General features: G+C 71.3%; 17 protein-coding genes. 7 read left to right on the top strand and 10 right to left on the bottom strand.

Going from position 1 to position 17907, the window contains the following annotated elements; genetic code table 11:
• The first annotated feature begins 120 nt into the window (after positions 1-120).
• Positions 121-1131, top strand: coding sequence for an LLM class flavin-dependent oxidoreductase (locus HZU84_RS04540; RefSeq protein ID WP_149505021.1), 1011 nt, complete (start codon positions 121-123; stop codon positions 1129-1131).
• A 23-nt stretch (positions 1132-1154) separates the two neighbouring features.
• On the opposite strand, the gene HZU84_RS04545 is transcribed toward HZU84_RS04540, so the two are convergent.
• Both HZU84_RS04545 and HZU84_RS04550 read right to left on the bottom strand, forming a co-directional pair.
• Positions 1155-1919: a Crp/Fnr family transcriptional regulator gene (locus HZU84_RS04545; protein WP_149505413.1), complete on the bottom strand. Its 765-nt coding sequence runs from the start codon at positions 1917-1919 to the stop codon at positions 1155-1157.
• Between the two features lie 58 nt (positions 1920-1977).
• Positions 1978-3297 carry a tryptophan--tRNA ligase gene (locus tag HZU84_RS04550; RefSeq protein ID WP_149505020.1) on the bottom strand — a complete coding sequence of 440 codons (1320 nt, stop codon included), beginning with the start codon at positions 3295-3297 and terminating at the stop codon, positions 1978-1980.
• Between the two features lie 194 nt (positions 3298-3491).
• On the opposite strand from HZU84_RS04550, the gene HZU84_RS04555 reads away from it, so the two are divergent.
• Genes HZU84_RS04555 through HZU84_RS04565 form a run of 3 tightly spaced genes read left to right on the top strand, consistent with a single transcriptional unit; the run spans position 3492 to position 5305 of the window.
• Positions 3492-4067 (top strand): DJ-1/PfpI family protein, encoded by a 576-nt coding sequence (locus HZU84_RS04555; RefSeq protein WP_149505019.1) that lies wholly within the window; start codon positions 3492-3494, stop codon positions 4065-4067.
• A 16-nt stretch (positions 4068-4083) separates the two neighbouring features.
• Positions 4084-4521, top strand: a complete 438-nt coding sequence (locus tag HZU84_RS04560; RefSeq protein ID WP_149505018.1) for a ribbon-helix-helix domain-containing protein — start codon at positions 4084-4086, stop codon at positions 4519-4521.
• 55 nt (positions 4522-4576) lie between these two features.
• Positions 4577-5305 carry a DUF4197 domain-containing protein gene (locus HZU84_RS04565; RefSeq protein WP_244954367.1) on the top strand — a complete coding sequence of 243 codons (729 nt, stop codon included), beginning with the start codon at positions 4577-4579 and terminating at the stop codon, positions 5303-5305.
• Between the two features lie 10 nt (positions 5306-5315).
• Here HZU84_RS04565 and HZU84_RS04570 read toward each other — a convergent pair whose 3' ends face one another.
• The 7 genes from HZU84_RS04570 to HZU84_RS04600 form a co-directional block, all read right to left on the bottom strand.
• Positions 5316-6239, bottom strand: a complete 924-nt coding sequence (locus HZU84_RS04570) for a LysR family transcriptional regulator (RefSeq protein WP_149505017.1) — start codon at positions 6237-6239, stop codon at positions 5316-5318.
• A gap of 116 nt (positions 6240-6355) precedes the next feature.
• Entirely contained in the window at positions 6356-7675 is a 1320-nt protein-coding gene (gene xylA / locus HZU84_RS04575) for a xylose isomerase (RefSeq protein WP_149505016.1), read from the bottom strand.
• 76 nt (positions 7676-7751) lie between these two features.
• On the bottom strand, positions 7752-9272 hold the full coding sequence (xylB, locus tag HZU84_RS04580) for a xylulokinase (protein ID WP_149505015.1): 1521 nt from the start codon (positions 9270-9272) through the stop codon (positions 7752-7754).
• Positions 9269-10054, bottom strand: a complete 786-nt coding sequence (locus HZU84_RS04585; RefSeq protein ID WP_149505014.1) for an ATP-binding cassette domain-containing protein — start codon at positions 10052-10054, stop codon at positions 9269-9271. Before HZU84_RS04585 ends, xylB begins: the two co-directional genes overlap by 4 nt.
• Positions 10051-11229 (bottom strand): sugar ABC transporter permease, encoded by a 1179-nt coding sequence (locus HZU84_RS04590; protein WP_149505013.1) that lies wholly within the window; start codon positions 11227-11229, stop codon positions 10051-10053. Before HZU84_RS04590 ends, HZU84_RS04585 begins: the two co-directional genes overlap by 4 nt.
• 83 nt (positions 11230-11312) lie before the next feature.
• Entirely contained in the window at positions 11313-12341 is a 1029-nt protein-coding gene (gene xylF / locus HZU84_RS04595) for a D-xylose ABC transporter substrate-binding protein (protein ID WP_244954366.1), read from the bottom strand.
• A gap of 173 nt (positions 12342-12514) precedes the next feature.
• Complete coding sequence (locus HZU84_RS04600; RefSeq protein WP_149505012.1) at positions 12515-13564, bottom strand: LacI family DNA-binding transcriptional regulator; 1050 nt, start codon at positions 13562-13564, stop codon at positions 12515-12517.
• Between the two features lie 287 nt (positions 13565-13851).
• Between HZU84_RS04600 and HZU84_RS04605 the strand changes: the two genes are divergently transcribed.
• From HZU84_RS04605 to HZU84_RS04615, 3 genes are all read left to right on the top strand, one after another.
• Positions 13852-14787, top strand: coding sequence for a dihydrodipicolinate synthase family protein (locus HZU84_RS04605; protein ID WP_219340854.1), 936 nt, complete (start codon positions 13852-13854; stop codon positions 14785-14787).
• 77 nt (positions 14788-14864) lie between these two features.
• Positions 14865-15860: a tripartite tricarboxylate transporter substrate binding protein gene (locus tag HZU84_RS04610; protein WP_149505011.1), complete on the top strand. Its 996-nt coding sequence runs from the start codon at positions 14865-14867 to the stop codon at positions 15858-15860.
• A gap of 22 nt (positions 15861-15882) precedes the next feature.
• A complete protein-coding gene (locus HZU84_RS04615) occupies positions 15883-17019 on the top strand; it encodes a porin (protein ID WP_244954365.1) in 1137 nt (378 codons plus the stop codon).
• A gap of 34 nt (positions 17020-17053) precedes the next feature.
• On the opposite strand, the gene HZU84_RS04620 is transcribed toward HZU84_RS04615, so the two are convergent.
• On the bottom strand, positions 17054-17878 hold the full coding sequence (locus HZU84_RS04620; protein ID WP_149505010.1) for a hypothetical protein: 825 nt from the start codon (positions 17876-17878) through the stop codon (positions 17054-17056).
• Positions 17879-17907 lie beyond the last annotated feature (29 nt).

Below are 17907 nucleotides of genomic sequence, written 5' to 3' on the forward strand. Positions count from 1 at the left end.
CAGCACGGGCAGAGCGGGCGACGGGGCGTTGCTGTGAGTAACTTTGTTTCAGTCAAATCGGTCATGGGGACATGTCGCGGCCGCGCGGACGCCGGCGGCGATCCGGCGCAAGATGACGGGATGATCCCAGCCTCCGAACCGATTCCGCTGTCCGTGCTCGATCTGGTGCCGATCGCCGAGGGCGGCGACGCCGCTACCGCGCTGAAGCAGGCGCTCGAGCTCGCCCGCCATGCCGAACGCTGCGGCTACCGCCGCTACTGGCTCGCCGAGCACCACAACATGGACGGCCTGGCCTGCTCGGCCACCGCCGTGCTGATCGCGCACATCGCCGCGCACACCCGCACGATCCGGGTCGGCGCCGGCGGCATCATGCTGCCCAACCATGCGCCGCTGGTGGTGGCCGAGCAGTTCGGCACGCTGGCGACGCTGCATCCGGGCCGCATCGAGCTGGGCCTGGGCCGCGCGCCCGGCACCGACCGCGCGACGATGCGGGCGCTGCGGCGCTCGCTCGACAGCCGCGGCGAGGAGGCCTTTCCCGAGGATGTGGCCGAGCTGATCGGCTACCTGGACGAGGCCCGGCCCGGTGCCCCGGTGCGCGCACTGCCGGGCCAGGGCACGCAGGTGCCGGTCTGGCTGCTGGGCTCGAGCCTGTACGGCGCGCAGCTGGCGGCCTGGCTGGGCCGGCCCTACGCCTTCGCGGCGCATTTCGCGCCCGATCTGCTCGAGCAGGCAGCCGAGATCTACCGCCGCACCTTCCGCCCCTCGCCGGTCTGTCCGCACCCGCATCTGATGGTCGGCACGCAGGTGATCGTCGCCGACAGCGATGCGGCGGCGCAGCGCCTGTTCAGCTCGACGCAGCAGCGCTTTCTCGGCATGGTGCGCAACCAGCGCGGCCCGCTGCCGCCGCCGGTGGACGACTTCGACGCGCTGTGCAGCCCGCAGGAGCGCCGCCAGGTCGACCGGATGCTGGCCGAGGCCATCGTCGGCGCACCGCACACGGTGCGCTCCGGCCTGCGCGCGCTGGTCGAACGCACGCAGGCCGACGAGATCATCCTGACCGGCGCGACCTTCGATCCGGCTGCACGGCTGCGCTCGCTGGAGCTGGCCATCGGCTGTGCAGGGCCGAATTGATCACAGCTTTTCAACAATCTTGATCACACCTTGTCCACAGACTTATCCACAGGATTGACATCAGTTTCATCAGAAGCATCTCCCGGTTCTGCGCCATCCTTGTGCAATCGATCCGGGTCCAGAAGCTCGATGACGCGACGACGGCGACGGATCAGTCCATCCGCCTCCAGCCCGGCCAGCACCTCGTTGACCGTCTGGCGCGACAGCGACAGCATGCGCGCGAGCTGCTCCTGCGACAGCGTGAGTTCGCGGCGCAGCGTCGGCCGGTCGACCTGGTGATCGGCGGCCATCATCACCAGCCGACGGGCCACCCGGGCGCGCGGCGGCAGCATCTGCATCTGCTCGAAGGAAACGAAGACGCTGCGCATCTTGCCGGCCAGCATGCGGCCCAGATGTCGCCAGCCCTCGGGCTCGCGCTCGAGCACCGCCAGCATGACGATCTGCGGCAGGTGCAGCAGAACGACATCGGTCTCGGCATGCACATCGTGCGTGCGCGGCGAACCGTCGAACAGGCCGACCTCGCCGAACCAGTGCGGCGGCTGGACCATCGCCAGCAGCGCCTCGCCCCCATTGCCAGTGCTGCCGACACGCAGGATGCCGTCGGACAGGCCGTAGAGCCCGTCGGGCGGATCGCCACGCGCGCACAGCCGCTCGCCGGCCTGCAGGAACAGCGGCCGGGCACGGCACGCCAGCTCGGCCTGCAGCGCGGCCGGCAGTGTCTGGAACCAGCTCCCGGGCGCGATCAGCGCGCGCCCGAACCTCGGCTCGCCGAATTCACGGTGCAGCATGTTCACGGTGCACCGCCTTCCAGGAATGATTCCGCATGGCCCCCCTCCATGCGGATCATCACTCGGCGGCAGCGGCGCGCAGCGCGTCCAGCGCCTGCGCCAGCTCCTCGGCCGCCCCCCCCTCGACCGGCACGACCGGCGCACCGGCCAGCGCGGCCGAGCCTTCGGTCTTCAGCCGCTTGACCCACTCGCCGGCCTCGCGCCCGCCGGCGAAGGCGGCGCTCTGCAGCAGCACGCGGCCATCCGCAGCGGCGAGCTTGAAGTAGAACCGGCCGTCGGCCTCGCGGTACTGCTTGAAGACCGGCAGCGCGGCCTTCTCGGTCTTGGCCTTCGGGGCGGCCGCGACCGGCGCGGCGACCATGCGGCGCAGACCGACCGCGTCGCGCAGTGCGGCCAGCAGCGGCGCGGCCGTCGCGCGCGCCTTCGCGGCGCCGGCCATCAGCAGCGCCTCCAGCTCGGCCGGCTGCGCGATCAGCGCCTCGTAGCGCGCGCGCATCGGCGCGATCTCGGCGTCGATCAGCTCGAACAGGCGCTGCTTGGCCTCGCCCCAGCCCAGGCCGGCGACCAGCTCGGCGCGGAAGGCGGCAGCCTGCTCCGGCGTCGCGAAGGCCTCGAACAGCGTCACCAGCGCGCTGCTGTCCGGATCCTTGGGCTCGCCCGGCAGCTTCGAGTCGGTGACGATGCGCGCGATCGCCTCCTTCAGCGCCTTGGCACCGCCCGCGAACAGCGGCACCGTGTTGTCGTAGCTCTTGCTCATCTTGCGGCCGTCGAGGCCGGGCAGCACCGCCACCTGCTCCTCGATCACCGCCTCGGGCAGCACGAAGAACTCGCGGCCGCTCGCCGCGCCGAACAGGTGGTTGAAGCGCTGCGCGACATCGCGCGCCATCTCGATGTGCTGGATCTGGTCGCGCCCGACCGGCACCTGGTGGGCGTTGAACATCAGGATGTCGGCCGCCATCAGGATCGGGTAGCAGTACAGCCCCATCGTCACGCCGGCGTCGGTGTCCTCGCCGGCGGCCGTGTTGGCGTCCGCCGCGGCCTTGTAGGCATGCGCGCGGTTCATCTGGCCCTTGGCGGTCACGCAGGTCAGCAGCCAGGTCAGCTCCGGGATCTCGGGAATGTCGCTCTGGCGGTAGAAGGTGACGCGCGCGGGGTCGAGCCCGGCGGCCAGCCAGGTGGCGGCCAGCTCCATGCGCGAGCGCTCGATGCGCGCCGGGTCGTCGCACTTGATCAGCGCGTGGTAGTCGGCGAGGAAGAAGAAGCTCTCGACGCCGTCGCGACGGCTCGCGGCGATGGCCGGGCGGATCGCGCCGACATAGTTGCCGAGATGGGGAGTGCCGGTGGTGGTGATGCCGGTCAGGACGCGGGTGATGGCCATGGGTCGGAAGTGGATCGAGGAATCGTCGGTCGGGCGATTGTCGCGGGATCGAGGCAGGACGACAGGACTTCGCATGCGCCCGGGGAAACCCGAATCCTGTGCATATCCGGCTACTACCGCCGAACCGCCGCCGGGCTCAACAATGCAGTCGATCCCGCCCGCACCGGGCGGACACCCCTGGAGGCCCCCGCGACATGAGCCGGATCCTGATGCTGTGCGGCGACTACGCCGAGGACTACGAGACGATGGTGCCCTTCCAGACGCTGCAGGCGGTCGGGCACACGGTGCATGCGGTCTGCCCGGGCAAGGCCGCCGGCGACTTCGTGATGACCGCGATCCACGACTTCGAGGGCCAGCAGACCTACAGCGAGAAGCCGGGCCACCGCTTCACGCTGAACTTCTCCTTCTCCGACGTGCGCGCCGAGCGCTACGACGCGCTGGTCATTCCGGGCGGGCGCGCGCCGGAGTACCTGCGCATGAACGCCGAGGTGATCGCGATCACCCGCCACTTTCTCGACGCGGCCAAGCCGGTGGCCGCCGTCTGCCACGGCGCGCAGCTGCTGGCGGCCACCGGGCGCATCCGCGGCCGGCGCCTGTCGGCCTACCCGGCCTGCCAGGTCGAGGTCGAGCTGGCCGGCGCCGAGTACGCCAGCATTCCCGTCGACCAGGCCATCACCGACGGCAACCTGGTCACCGCGCCGGCCTGGCCGGCACATCCGGCCTGGCTGGCGCAGTTCCTGGCGGTGCTGGGCACGCGCATCGCGCTCTGAGCGGAGCGGCCGCGCGATGTGCCGCATCTTCGTCAGCGCCGATCCGGACAGCTACGACAGCCGCACCCGCTCGGTGCGCCTGCACGGCGTCGTCACCAGCCTGCGGCTGGAGAACCTCTACTGGCAGGTGCTCGAGGAAATCGCCCGGCGCGACGGTCTGGGCGTGGTGCAGCTGATCGAGCGGCTCTACGACGAGCTGGTGGCCGAGCGCGGCGCGGTGGGCAACTTCAGCTCCTTCCTGCGGGTCAGCGCGCTGCGCTACGAGAGCCTGATCGCGCAGGGGCGGCTGCCGCGCGACGCGTCGATCCCGATCGGCTCGCTCGATGCCGACGAGGTGCTGCGCGGGCTGCCGGAGAGCGGCCCGGTGCGGACGAATGTTTCCGCCAGCTTGTCCCCGACTCCGGCACGGCGCCCGCGACGGTCGGCGCGGGGCATCATCCCGCCGTTGAGATGAGGAACCCGCGCTCCGGCGGGTTCTGCCGAAGAACCGCTGCTGGAGGAATGCCGCGATGTCCCGCTCCCCGTCGTCCGTCGACCTGATGATCTCCCCGGCCCGTCTGCCCCGCCGCGGGCTGCTGGCGCTGGGCCTGCTCGGCCTGGCGCCCTTCGCGCTGCGCCCTGCCCATGCGCTGGGCGAAGGCGAGGCCGCCCAGGGCCTGCGCGCCGCGCTCGAGCGCGGCGCGGGCGTGGCGGTCGACACGCTCGGCCGCGACGGCGGCTACCTGAACAACCCGCTGGTGCGCATCGCGCTGCCCGAGGGGCTGCAGCAGGCCGCGCAGCTGATGCGCACGCTCGGCCAGGGCGCGCGCGTCGACGCGCTCGAGACCGCGATGAACCGCGCCGCCGAGCAGGCGGTGCCGCAGGCGAAGTCGCTGCTGGTCGGCGCGGTCAAGTCGATGTCCGTCAAGGACGCGCTGCAGGTGCTGCAGGGCGGCGAGACCGCCGCGACCGAGTTCTTCCGCGAGCGCACCCGCACGCCGATGGGCGAGAAGTTCCTGCCGATCGTCACCGCCGCGACGCAGCAGGTCTCGCTGGCGCAGAAGTACAACGCCATCGCTGGCCAGGCGCAGAAGCTCGGCCTGCTCGGCGAGCAGCAGGCCAGCATCGAGCGCTATGTCACCGAGCGCGCGCTCGACGGCGTCTACACGATGATCGCCGAGGAGGAGAAGAAGATCCGCCAGGATCCGATCGGCACCGGCAGCAGGATTCTCAGGTCGGTGTTCGGCGCGCTGAAGTGACCAGGCGCGCTCAGGGCGCCGTGAGCCGCTGCCCCCAGTCGGCCACCACCTCCCTGACGGCCTGCGCGACTGCCCGCCCGGCCGGCGTGAGCTTGCCCTGGCGGGGCAGCGCGAGCGTCACATGGCGCTTCAGGTCGGGATGCACCAGCCGGGTGGCCTGCAGCCGGCCGTCGCGCAGCTCCTCGGCGATGGTGTAGGGCCCGAGAATGGAATAGACGCCCGGATGGGCGGCCACCAGCGCCTTCTGCACCGTCAGCGAATCGGCCTGCGCCACCGCGTCGAGCCGGAAGCCCAGGCTGCGCGCCGTCTCGTCGAGCGCCTGGCGCCAGTGGCTGGGCCGGCGCGGCAGGACCAGCGGCAGGCCGGCCAGCCGCGCGAAGTCGAGCGTCGGCGCCGCCGTCAGCGCATCGCCCGGCGCCGAGACCAGATAGGTGTCGGCATCGCACAGCAGCGTCTCCAGCGCCGACTCGTCCGCGCTCGGCCGGCGGAAGCGGAACAGGATCGCCAGATCGACCGCGCCGGCGTCGAGCATCGCGTCGAGCTCCGCGCCCTGCGCCTCGGCGATGTCGAGCCGGATGCCCGGATGGCTCGCCCGCAGCCGGGCGAAGAGGTGCGTGGCCAGCGGATGCGCCGCCGACGGGATCAGGCCCAGCCGCACGTCGCCCGCCGGCTCGCCGGCCGCGGCGTTCAGCTCCTGCGCCAGCGACTCCGTCTCGTGCAGCCAGGCACGCAGCCGCGGCACCGCGCGCCGACCCAGCTCGGTCAGCTCGACGCCGCGACCGGTGCGCCGGAACAGCCGTCCGCCGCACTGCTGCTCGAACTCGGTGATCTGGCGGCTGACATGCGACTGCACCACCTGACGGCGGGCTGCCACCTTGCTCAGGCTGCCTGCATCGGCCACTTCGAGGAACAGCCTGACGGTTGGAAGATGCATCGGTCGGTCTCGGCCTGGGAGAGGATTGCCATTCTTGACTCTGTTGAGTCCACAGGATTCTGGATCAACGCAGATCACCAGGTCCGACCAGGCCCAGTCAACCGCCCGAGACCGACTCAGACCCAGCGGTTGACGACGTTCTCCAGCTGCTCCTGGGCACCGGAGCGCGGACGCGGAGACAGGCCCTGCTCGTGCACGCGACGGGCCAGTTCGTCCAGGCTGGCTCCGGCCAGGATGTCGTGGCCCAGCGGGCTGTTCCAACCGGCATAGCGCTCGGCCAGCGGTCGATCCAGTTCGCCGGATTCGTGCAGCGCGGCGGCGCACAGGAAGGCGCGGGCCAGCGTGTCCAGGCCGCCGACATGGCCGGCCAGCTGGTCGACCGGATCGATGCTCTGGCGGCGCACCTTGGCGTCGAAGTTCATGCCGCCAGTGCCCAGACCTCCGTGGCGGATGATCTCCAGCATCGCCGGCACCAGCTGCACATGGTTGTTGGGGAACTGGTCGGTATCCCAGCCCAGCTGCTCATCACCCCGGTTGGCGTCGATCGAGCCCAGGATGCCCAGCGCCGCGGCGGTGGCCACCTCGTGCTCGAAGCTGTGGCCGGCCAGCGTGGCGTGGTTGACCTCCAGGTTGACCTTCACCTCGTTCTCCAGGCCGTAGCGCTTCAGGAAGCCATAGACGGTGGCGCTGTCGTAGTCGTACTGGTGCTTGGTCGGCTCCTGCGGCTTGGGCTCGATCAGCAGCGTGCCGGTGAAGCCGATCTTGTGCTTGTGCTCGACCACGGCGGCGAGGAAGCGGCCGTACTGGTCCAGCTCGCGGCGCAGGTTGGTGTTGAGCAGGGTCTCGTAGCCCTCGCGGCCACCCCACAGCACGTAGTTGGCGCCGTCCAGGCGCTGCGTCCATTCCAGCGCATGCTTGACCTGGGCCGCCGCATGGGCGAACACCTCGGGATCGGGGTTGGTGGCCGCACCGCTCATGTAGCGCGGATGGCTGAACAGGTTGGCCGTGCCCCACAGCAGCCGGATGCCGGAAGCCTGCATGCGCTCGCCCGCACGTTCGAGCAGGGTGTCGAGCTGGCGGTTGGACTCGGCCAGCGTGGTGCCTTCCGGGCCGACATCGCGGTCATGGAAGCACCAGAACGGCAGACCCAGGCGCTCGAAGAAGTCGAAGGCGGCCTCCAGCTTCAGCCGCGCGGCGACCATCGGATCGCCGCTGAACCAGGGGCGCTGGAACAGGTTGTCGCCGAGGGCGAACGGGTCCTGGCCGCCCCAGCAGAAGGTGTGCCAATAGCAGACGGCCGGCCTCAGGTGCTCGGCCAGGGTCTTGCCCAGCACGACGCGCTCGGGGTCGTACCAGCGATAGGCCAGCGGGTTGCGGGTGTCGGGCCCTTCGTAGCGGACATAGGGCAGTTCGGCGTAGACGGAAGCTTGGCTCATGGTGTCGGGTCGAGGATCGGAAGGGTTGGTATCTCCGTGCGCAAGCGCAGGACGGAGCGGATTCGTTGATGCCAGGTCAGCCCTGCCAGTCGCGCAGCGGCTGCCAGGCGGCGCGGAAGCGGGCCCAGCGGGCCTGCAGGCGCTCGGTGCGGGCCGCGTCGGGCTCGAAGCAGCGTTGGGTGGCCGGCATGCGCAGCACGTCGGCCAGCGGGTGGCCGGCCGCCAGCAGGGCCAGGCGGGCCGCGCCCAGCGCCGGACCCACCTCGGCCGCCGCGCCGCGGCTGACGGGCAGGTCCAGCAGGTCGGCCAGCAGCTGCAGCCACACGTCGGAGCGCGCGCCGCCGCCCACGGCCAGCAGCCGTCGGGGCGCGGCTCCGGCCGCGCGCAGTGCGGCCAGTCCGTCGGCCAGGCCCATGGCCACGCCCTCGATGACGGCGCGGGTCAGCACATCGCGCGCCTGCCCCTGACGCAGGCCGAGGAAGGCGCCGCAGGCCTGGGGATCGGCGTGCGGCGTGCGCTCGCCGGCCAGATAGGGCAGGAACAGCGGCGCATCGGCGGCCGCGCCGCCCGGCTCGGGCGTCAGCTCGGCCAGCAGCTCGGCCGGGCCACGGCCGCAGATGTCGGCCCACCAGCCCAGGGCCGAGGCGGCCGACAGCATCACCGACATGCGGTGCCACAGGCCGGGCAGCGCATGGCAGAAGGTGTGCACGCCCTGATCCGGATTGCCGCGCGCATCGCCACAGGGCACGAAGATCACGCCCGAGGTGCCCAGCGACAGCAGGCCGTCGGACGGGTCGACCACGCCCACGCCCAGCGCCCCTGCGGCGTTGTCTCCGGCGCCGGCGGCCACCCTCACGTCGGGCGGCAGGCCCCAGGCCGCGGCCCAGCCCGGGCGCAGCGTGCCGACGACGTCGGGGGATTCGTGCAGCGTCGGCAGGGCTCCCTCGCCGAGCCCGCTGGCCTGCAGCATCGGCGCGCTCCAGCGGCGTGCGGCGACGTCCAGCCACAGCGTGCCGGCGGCATCGCTGCAGTCGCTGCTGAGCGCACCGCACAAGCGCCAGACCAGCCAGTCCTTGGGCAGCAGCACCGTGGCCACGCGGGCGTGCAGCTCCGGCTCGTGCTCGGCCATCCACATCAGCTTGGGTGCGGTGAAGCCGGCCATCGCCCGGTTGGCGGTGATGGCGCGGGTGCGCGGCTCCAGCGCCTCCAGCCGGGCGCACTGGGCCTGGGCGCGGCCGTCGTTCCACAGGATGGCCGGGCGCAGCACCTGGCCGTCGGCATCGAGCGTCACGGCGCCGTGCATCTGGCCGGCCACGGCCAGCGCGCGCACGCGCCGCCAACGCGCCGGGTCGGCGTCCTGGCGCAGGCGGGCGATCACGCGCTCCAGCGCCGACCACCAGTCCTGCGGCCGCTGCTCGCTCCAGCCCGGCTGCGGGCGCTGCACGGTCAGCGGCGCCGTGGCCTCGGCCAGCAGCGTGCCGTCGGCGGCCAGCAGCACGGCCTTCAGGCCCGAGGTGCCCAGGTCCAGCCCCAGCACGTGGTCCTGCGCCAGCGGGCAGGCCGCGGCGGCGGCCGCGAGGTCCGACGGCGCGCTCATGCCACCCCCTCGGGCAGGCGGGCGCAGTCGGCCACGCCGGCCGGTGCACGGCCGGCGATGATCATGCCCAGCACCGCGTCCTCGTCGACATCGGCGGTGCGGTGGGTGCCGACGGTGCGGCCGTTCTTCATCACGCACAGCCGGTCGCTGAGCGCGAAGACGTCGGGCATGTCGTGCGAGATCAGGATGATGCCCACGCCCTGGGCCTTCAACGTGCGCACCAGGTCGTGCACCATGCGGGTCTCCTCCGGGCCCAGCGCGGCGCAGGGCTCGTCCATGATCAGCACCCGGGCGTTGAAGTGCAGCGCACGCGAGATGGCCACCACCTGGCGCTGGCCGCCCGACAGCATGCGCACCGGCACCCGGATGTTGCGGAAGTTGGGGTTCAGGCGCTGGAAGACGCCGCGGGCGGCGGTCTCCATCGCGTAGTCGTCGAGCAGGCCGAAGCGATTGCGCAGTTCGCGGCCGAGGAACAGGTTGGCCACCGCGTCCAGGTTGTCGGCCAGGGCCAGCGTCTGGTGGATGGTCTCGATGCCCAGCGCCTGCGAGGCCACCGGACTGTCGATGACGACCGGGCGGCCGCCGACGCGGACCTCGCCGCCGTCGATCGGATAGGCGCCGGCCAGCATCTTCATCAGCGTGGACTTGCCGGCGCCGTTGTGGCCCAGCAGGGCCAGCACCTCACCCGGATGCACGGCCAGGCTGACGTCGTCGACCGCCTGCACGCCGCCGAAGGACTTGCGGATGCCGTGCAGCGAGACCAGAGGGGGGGCGGCGTTCACAGGCGTTCTCCAGTGGCACGACGGAACAGCACGTCGAAGACGACGGCCACGATCAGCACCTGGCCGACGATGACCATGCGCCAGCCAATCGCCACGTCCAGCAGCAGCAGGCCGCTCTCCAGGAACTGGATGACGAGTGCGCCCAGCACGGTGCCGATGACGGTGCCGCTGCCGCCCGACAGCGCGACCCCGCCGATGACGGCGGCCGCGATGACGTAGAGCTCCTGGTTCAGGCCGAGCGAGTTGGTGCCCGCGTTCAGCCGCGCCACCGCCACCACGGCGGCCACCGTGACCAGCACCGCCAGCAGCAGGAACAGCTGCAGCATGACCTTGCGCACCGGGATGCCGACGAGCAGCGCCGCCTCCGGATTGCCGCCGATGGCGTAGACATAACGGCCGAAGCGGGTCCGGTTGACGAGGAAGGACACGCCCGCCACGACCGCCGCCCAGATCAGCACCGGCACCGGCAGGCCCTGGCCGTCGGTGCGCTCACCGATGCGGTAGGCCGACATCGCCAGCGCGAAGCCGAGCGCCGCGGCACTGAAGAAGGCCGTCAGCATGACGTCGAACCACAGCGGACGCGGAGCCAGCCCATGGCGCCGCTGCAGGCGGCGGCGCTGCCAGGCGCGGTGCACCAGCCAGGCCACGCCGGCAGCGGCCAGCGCCAGGCTGGGCACCGGGCCGATGGCACCGTCCAGCCCGCCGCCCAACTGCAGGAAGAAGGCGTCGGTGACCGGCTGCGTCTTGCCGTCGGCCACCAGGAAGGCGGCGCCGCGCAGCGACATCAGCCCACCCAGCGTGACGACGAAGGACGGCACGCCGAGCCCGGCCGTCAACCAGCCCTGGTAGAGCCCGACGACGAGCGAGACGGCCAGGCCGGCCAGGCTGGCCGGCACCCAGTGCCAGCCCTTGGTGTACATCAGCCAGGCGATCAGCACGCCGACCAGTCCGAGCGCCGAGCCCACCGACAGATCGATCTGGCGGGCGACGATGACCAGCGCCATGGCGGCGGCGATGATGCCCACGACGGCCGTCTGCTGGGCGATGTTGTAGAGGTTCTCGGGCGTCAGGAACTGCCCGGTCAACAGGTGGAAGAACAGGCCGAGCGCCAGCAGCACGGCGGCCATGATGGACAGCCTCAGGTCCAGCGGACTGATCTGCAGGTGGTGGAACATGGAACAGGCTTCATCAGGACGGCGCGCCCACGGCGCGCCCGGGCTGGCCGAGCCCGGCTCTGCAGGCACGGCCAGGGACACGCTCAGCGGCAGGCGGCCGGGGCCTGGGCCCCGCTGACGCCGCGGCACAGCTCGTCCTTGCCGATGTGGCCGGCCTTGACCACCACGTCGAGGTTGGCGCGGGTGATCGGCACGGCCTTGAGGAACATCGCGTCCATCGTCAGCTTCTTCTCGCCGTCGCTCCACTTGACGGCGCCGGGCACCGCCTTGCCCTCGCTCATCGCCAGCGCGGCCTTGGCGGCCTCGCGGCCGAGGTCGCGGGCGTCCTTCCAGACCGACACCGTCTGCGTGCCGAGCGCCACGCGGTTGAGCGCCGCATGGTCACCGTCCTGACCCGACACCGGCACGCCCTTGAGGCCGCGCGCGCCCAGCGCGGCGATCACGCCGCCGGCCGTGCCGTCGTTGGAGGCCACCACCGCGTCGACCTTGCCACCGGCGCGCGTCAGGATCTGCTCCATGTTGCGCTGGGCGACCTCGGGCTTCCAGCCCTCGGTGTATTCCTCGCCGACGATCCTGATGTCGCCGCTCTTGATCGCGGCGTCGATCACCTCCTGCTGGCCGGCGCGCAGGAAATCCGCATTGGGGTCGGTCGGCGAGCCCTTGATCATCACGTAGTTGCCCTTGGGCCGGGCGGCGAACACGCCGCGCGCCTGCATGCGGCCGACCTCCTTGTTGTCGAAGGTGATGTAGAACACGCCCGGCGCCTCGATCAGGCGGTCGTAGGCGACGACCGGGATGTTGCGGGCCTTGGCCTTGGCGATGGCTGGCTGGATCGCGTCCTTGTCCATGGCCAGCACGATCAGCGCCTTGGCGCCCTTGGCCAGCAGGCTGTCGATGTCCGACAGCTGCTTCTCGGGCGAGCCGCCGGCATCGGCGCTGACATAGCTGGCGCCGGCCTTGGCGAGCTGCTCCTTGATCGCCTTCTCGTCGGTCTTCCAGCGCTCCTCCTGGAAGTTCGACCAGCTGACGCCGACCACGGTCTGGGCCTGCGCCAGCGCGCAGCCGAGGCCGAAACAGGCGGCAGCCGCCATCTTGATTGCGGTGGATTTCATGGTGTCTCCTGTATGACCGACGCCTTCGGGCGGTGCGTCGGATCGTGATGTCGCCCAGACCGTCGCTGGGATCTTCAGGACGTGTCGAACCCTCAGGCCCTTGGCAGCCTGATGCTCTGTCGCAGGATGTTCTTGTGCCGACCGGCGACCCCGAACGGTCGCCGACGGAAATCTCAGGGCAGGTTGTCCCGCATGTAGATGTCGATGCGGATGCGTTCCTGATCAGGCACGATGGGCTCGCGAGTGAATGCGGCCAGCGCAAGCCGCAACGCCGAACGAATCTCGTGCGCGGCATCCTGGTTGATGACGGCATCCAGCGTGCAGTCGAGCAGATCGGCACGCGCCCCCGTGGTCAGCTCATGGCAGACCCAGCGCACCGAACGCGCACGACCCGACTGACGCAGCGCGGCGCTGATGCCTTCATTGCCAGCCCCCAGGCTGTAGATCGCGTCGAGCGCCGGCTGCTCGTCCAGCAGTCGAGCGACCAGTTCCTGATTGCGCCGCGCATCGTCGCGCCCCTCCAGCGGCGCCAGCAGGCGCACCGCGCCATGCTCGGCCTCCATCACCTGCTTGAAGCCCAGCCAGCGCTCGGCATGGTCACGGAGCGACAGGCTGCCGGCGATCACGCCCACCACCGCCTCGGGCCGCGGCAAAAAGCGGCCGAGCAGGCCGGCGGCCGTGCGACCGGCGGCCACATTGTCGATGCCGACGAAATGCGCGCGCCGCGAGGTCGGCACGTCCGAGACCAGCGTGATCACCGTCACGCCCTGATCGACCAGGTCATCGAGGGCCGCGCGCACCAGCGGGTGATCGACGCCCATCACGATCAGCGCCTCGCAATGCGCCGGCTGCTGACGCAGGCAGGTGGCCAGCGCCTCGGGCGAGAAAGTGTCGGCCTGGACCACTTCACAGACCGCACGACGGTCGGTCAGCCAGGGCTGGCTGGCCTCGATGCGGGTCCGCAGCAGGGCGACAAACGGATTGGTGCCACCCGGCAGCACGATGCGCACCCGGTGCACACGCTGGCGAGCCAGCCGGGCTGCGGCCGGATCCGGTCGATAGCCCAGCCGCCGCGCGGCCTGCTCCACCCGCTCGACGGTGCGCGCATGCACTCCCGGACGCTTGTTCAGCACCCGATCCACCGTGGCAATGCCGACCTGGGCCTCACGCGCCACGTCCTGCAGGGTGGCTCGGGCGCACAGCAATTCTTCTTTCGTGTCCATGGCACCATTTTGATGTACGCACATCAAAAGATACGACTAGGGAAAATGCGAATAAGCGCCAAATTTCAAGGGGAAAAAGCTGCCAGTCGCACTGACGCGCCAGGCAGCCCTAAGAGAAACACATCAAAATGATGTGTTGACATCATTTTTTCCTCTGCCAGCGAAGAAGATCGATCAACGAAAAGACTTGCCATTAAAGGAAACTCTGAATCCAGAGAATTCCATCTTCCAGCAAAGGTTCAGGCTTTCTACAGTGCAGCCATTCCTTCACTGCACGGAGACAGTCCATGAGCCAGATCGGTTTCGACATGCGCGGCCTCAACCCGGCCCCGGTCACCCCCTTCACCCCGGACGGCGCGGTCGACTACGCCGCCATCCAGCGCCTGGGCCGCTGGCTGGCCAGCGTGCCCGGCGTCAAGAGCCTGACCGTGCTGGGCCATGCCGGTGAAGGCACCTTCCTGGAGCGCGACGAGCAGATGCGCGTGATCGAGGCCTTCCGCGAGGCGGTGGGCGATGCCATCCCCATCATCGCCGGCATCACGCTGGAAGGCACCCAGGTGGCGGCCGAGGAGGCGAAGCGCGCCGTCAAGGCCGGCGCCAAGGCCGGCCTGATCTACCCCTCGCACGGCTGGCTGCGCTTCGGCTACCAGAAGGGCGCGCCGCAGGACAAGTACAAGGCGATCTGGGAGGCCAGCGGCCTGCCGATGATCCTGTTCCAGTACCCGGACGCCACCAAGTGCACCTACGACCTGGAGACCCAGCTCGACATCGCCGCGCAGCCCGGCGTCTTCGCGATGAAGAACGGCGTGCGCAACATGAAGCGCTGGGACCGCGAGATTCCGGTCATCCGCGCCGAGCGCCCGGATCTGCAGATCCTGACCTGCCATGACGAGTACCTGCTGCACACGATGTTCGACGTCGACGGCGCGCTGGTGGGCTATGGCTGCATCGCGCCCGAGCTGCTGGTGCAGATGATCGAGGCCGGCAAGGCCAAGGACTACGCGAAGGCCCGCGCGCTGCACGACCGCCTGCTGCCGGTGACCGCCAACGTCTACCACCGCGGCTCGCACATGGAAGGCACGGTGGCGCTGAAGTGGGCGCTGGTGGCCCGCGGCATCCTCGACCACGCCACCGTGCGCAGCCCGCTGCTGCCGCTGGCGGCCGGCGCCGAAGACGAGATCGCCGCAGCGATGGCCTCGGCCGGGCTGGGCAAGGTGGTCTGAGCGGGCACCATCCCGCCGAACCCCAGGGCCGGCACCGCCGGCCCGCGCCGATTCCAGAACGACGAGGAGACAAGACCGTGAACCGCCAACGCTTCCTGCACCTGCTGACGCGGCTCGGCGCGAGCGCCGCACTGGCCGCGATCGCCCCGGGCCTCGCGGCCCAGCCGGCGCGCTTTCCCGAGCCCGGCAAGACGCTCAGGCTGATCGTGCCCTTCGCGCCCGGCGGCGGCGTCGATCAGGCCGCCCGACTGCTGGCCGAGCAGTTGCGCAAGCAGCACGGCCTGACGGTGATCGTCGACAACCGTGCCGGTGCCAGCGGCACGCTGGGCGGCAAGGCGGTGCAGACCGCGCCGGCGGACGGCTACACGCTGCTGTTCTCCGCGTCGACCCATGTGATGGCGCGGCAGGTGCTGGCCTCGCCGCCCTATGACCCGCAGACCGACTTCGCGCCGGTCGCGCGGGTCGGCGAGGCGGCGCTGATGCTGGTGGTTCCCGCCAGCGCCGAGACGAAGCGGCTGGCGGATCTGCTGGCGGCCGCTCGCCAGCAGCCCGAGCGGCTGATGGCCGCGATCCCGGCGGCCGGCGCGGCCAGCCATCTGGGCACGCTGCTGCTGGCCCGGCAGTCCGGCATCAAGCTCGGCTATGTGCCTTACAAGGGCACGCAGCCCGCGCTCACCGATGTCGCCGGTGGCCATGCGCACCTGCTGATGGACTCGATGGTCTCGCTGCTGCCGATGGCCAAGGCCGGCCGGGTGCGGGCGCTGGCCATCTCCTCGGCCCGGCGCAGCACGCTGGCACCGGACATTCCGACGGTGCAGGAGGCCGGTGTGCCCGGCTTCGCCTTCGAGTCCTGGTACGGCGTCTGGGCACCGAAGGACACGCCGGCCGAGCGGGTCGCGGCGATCAACGCGATGGTCAACGGCGCCGTCGCCGAGCTGGGCCGCAGCGGCGTCTACCCGGCCCTGGGCATCGAGCCGGTCAGCGAGACGCCGGAGCAGTTCCGCCGCTACATCGAACAGGACGTGCAGCAGGGCAGCGACCTGCTGCGCATGGCCGGCTTCCGGCCGGAATGACGGCACCCGTCAGGAGACAAGCATGTCCATCAGACAGATGAAGGGCGTGGCCCTGGCCTGCCTGCTGCTGCCCGCGGCCGCCTGCGCACAGTCCGCACCGCCGTCCGCGTCAGCGATCACGCTGTCCGGCGTGCTGGACCTGGGTCTGCGCCAGGTCCGCAACGCCGGTCTCGGCACCGATCGATCGGTCGTGCACGGCGCCAGCTCGACCAGCCGGCTGGTGATCCGAGGCCAGGAGGATCTGGGCAGCGGCCGCAGCGCCAGCTTCTTTCTCGACAGCACGATCGTCGCCGACACCGGCGGCGCAGGCGCCAGTGCGCCCTCAGGCCAGTTCTGGGATCGTCGCGCGACCGTGAGCCTGACCGACCGCAGCCTCGGCGAACTGCGCCTGGGGCGCGACTGGGTGCCGACCCAGCTGGTCTGGAGCGGGTTCGATCCGTTCTCGACCCTCGGCGTGGTCAGCGCCAACACCTTCCGGTCGACAGCCGCCTCGCGGGTGCTCGGCCAGGCCTTCGGCACGGCGCCGGAGACCCAGGCGGCCAACCCGACGCTGCGCGTCAGCAACGCGGTCGAATATTTCCTGCCTTCAGGTCTGGGCGGCCTGCATGGCGGCCTGATCGCCACCGCCGGCGAGCGTGGCACGACGGCGGCTGGCCAGACGAGCGGGCGCGGCCTGCGCCTGGGCTGGAGCGCGGGCCGGTTCATGGTCTCCGCCGCGCAGTTCACCACCCGCAACACCCGCTCGGGCCAGGATTTCGTCGACCGCAGCCTGGGCGCGTCCTGGAACTTCGGCGACGCGAAGCTGAGCCTGGCCCAGCGCCGCTGGCGCCATGGCGACGACCGTCAGGTCAACACGCTGCTCGGCCTGACGGTTGCGGCCGGAGCCGGCCAGATCCGGCTGAGCTGGGTGCATGCCGACCAGAGCGGCACGAGCGCAGCCACGAACGGCAGCGACGCCACCTTGCTGGGGGCCGGCTATGTGCACCCGCTGTCGAAGCGCACCACGCTCTACGGTCAGGTCGCACGGGTCTCGAACCAGGGCGGCGCGAGCTTCGCGATTCCAGGCGGTCCGGCGGTCAGCGCCAGCCCGACTGCGGCCAACCACTTTGGCGGGCGCCGCTCGACCGCCTGGGAGATCGGCCTGAGGCATGATTTCTGAGCCTGTGCGGCGATGCGACTGCCGGTCGACAGGCTCAACCCGCCAGCGCCGGCGTCTCGCCTGCCGGCCAGCCGAAGGCGGTGTAGGCCTTGACGAACGGGCCCTTGAGCGCCGCGCCGGCCTGCAGCAGCGCCGACTCGGGCGCACCGGCGGCCAGTGCCTGAGACAGCCGGGCCAGCGCACGGTCCTCGTCGGCCAGGCCCTGGCGAAGCTGCGCCTGCCGTGCCGGCGACAGGCCCCAGCGCGCCGGGTCGAGCTCCAGCCGCTCGATGCGGCGCCACAGCGCCCGCGCGCGGGCATAGTCGCGCTCGAGCGCCTCGCGCTGCGCCGGCGGCACCACGCTGCGGTTGGCGATCGCCTCCATCGCGCCGTGGAAGGCGGTGAAGTCGTCGAGCGCGTAGTCGATGCCGAGCGCGCGCCGGGCCTCGAACAGCGTCTCGCGCACCCGCTCGAGCGTCTCGTGCGAGGCTTCCCAGCGGCGCTGGCCGACCTCGGCGGTCGCCCGGGCCAGATGACGGTCCACCGCCGCCAGCGCCTCGCGCCACGGGCGCGCCGACGGCGCCAGCGCCTGCAGCGCGAGGCGCTGCTGCGGCCACGCCTGCTGCAGGCGCTGCATCGCCGCGCCCGCGCGGGCCGGGCCCTCGTCGGACTTCGGCGCGGCGCCGGTCAGGAACAGCGCCGGAATGTAGAGCCCGTCGAACGCGACCATCGCCGCATGCGATCCCTGCGGCAGGGCCGCGCGCGCCGGGCGGGCGGTCGACAGCGCCAGGGCCGGCAGCGACAGCAGCGCGAGCGCCTGCGTCAGGCGGCGGCGCGAGACCGGCAGGGCAAGAGAGCGCGGAAAAGACGAGGCAGGCATGACGGACTCCGGCAGGACGGCCGCCGCCG

The organism is Sphaerotilus sulfidivorans (assembly GCF_013426975.1).
GTDB lineage: Bacteria > Pseudomonadota > Gammaproteobacteria > Burkholderiales > Burkholderiaceae_C > Sphaerotilus > Sphaerotilus sulfidivorans.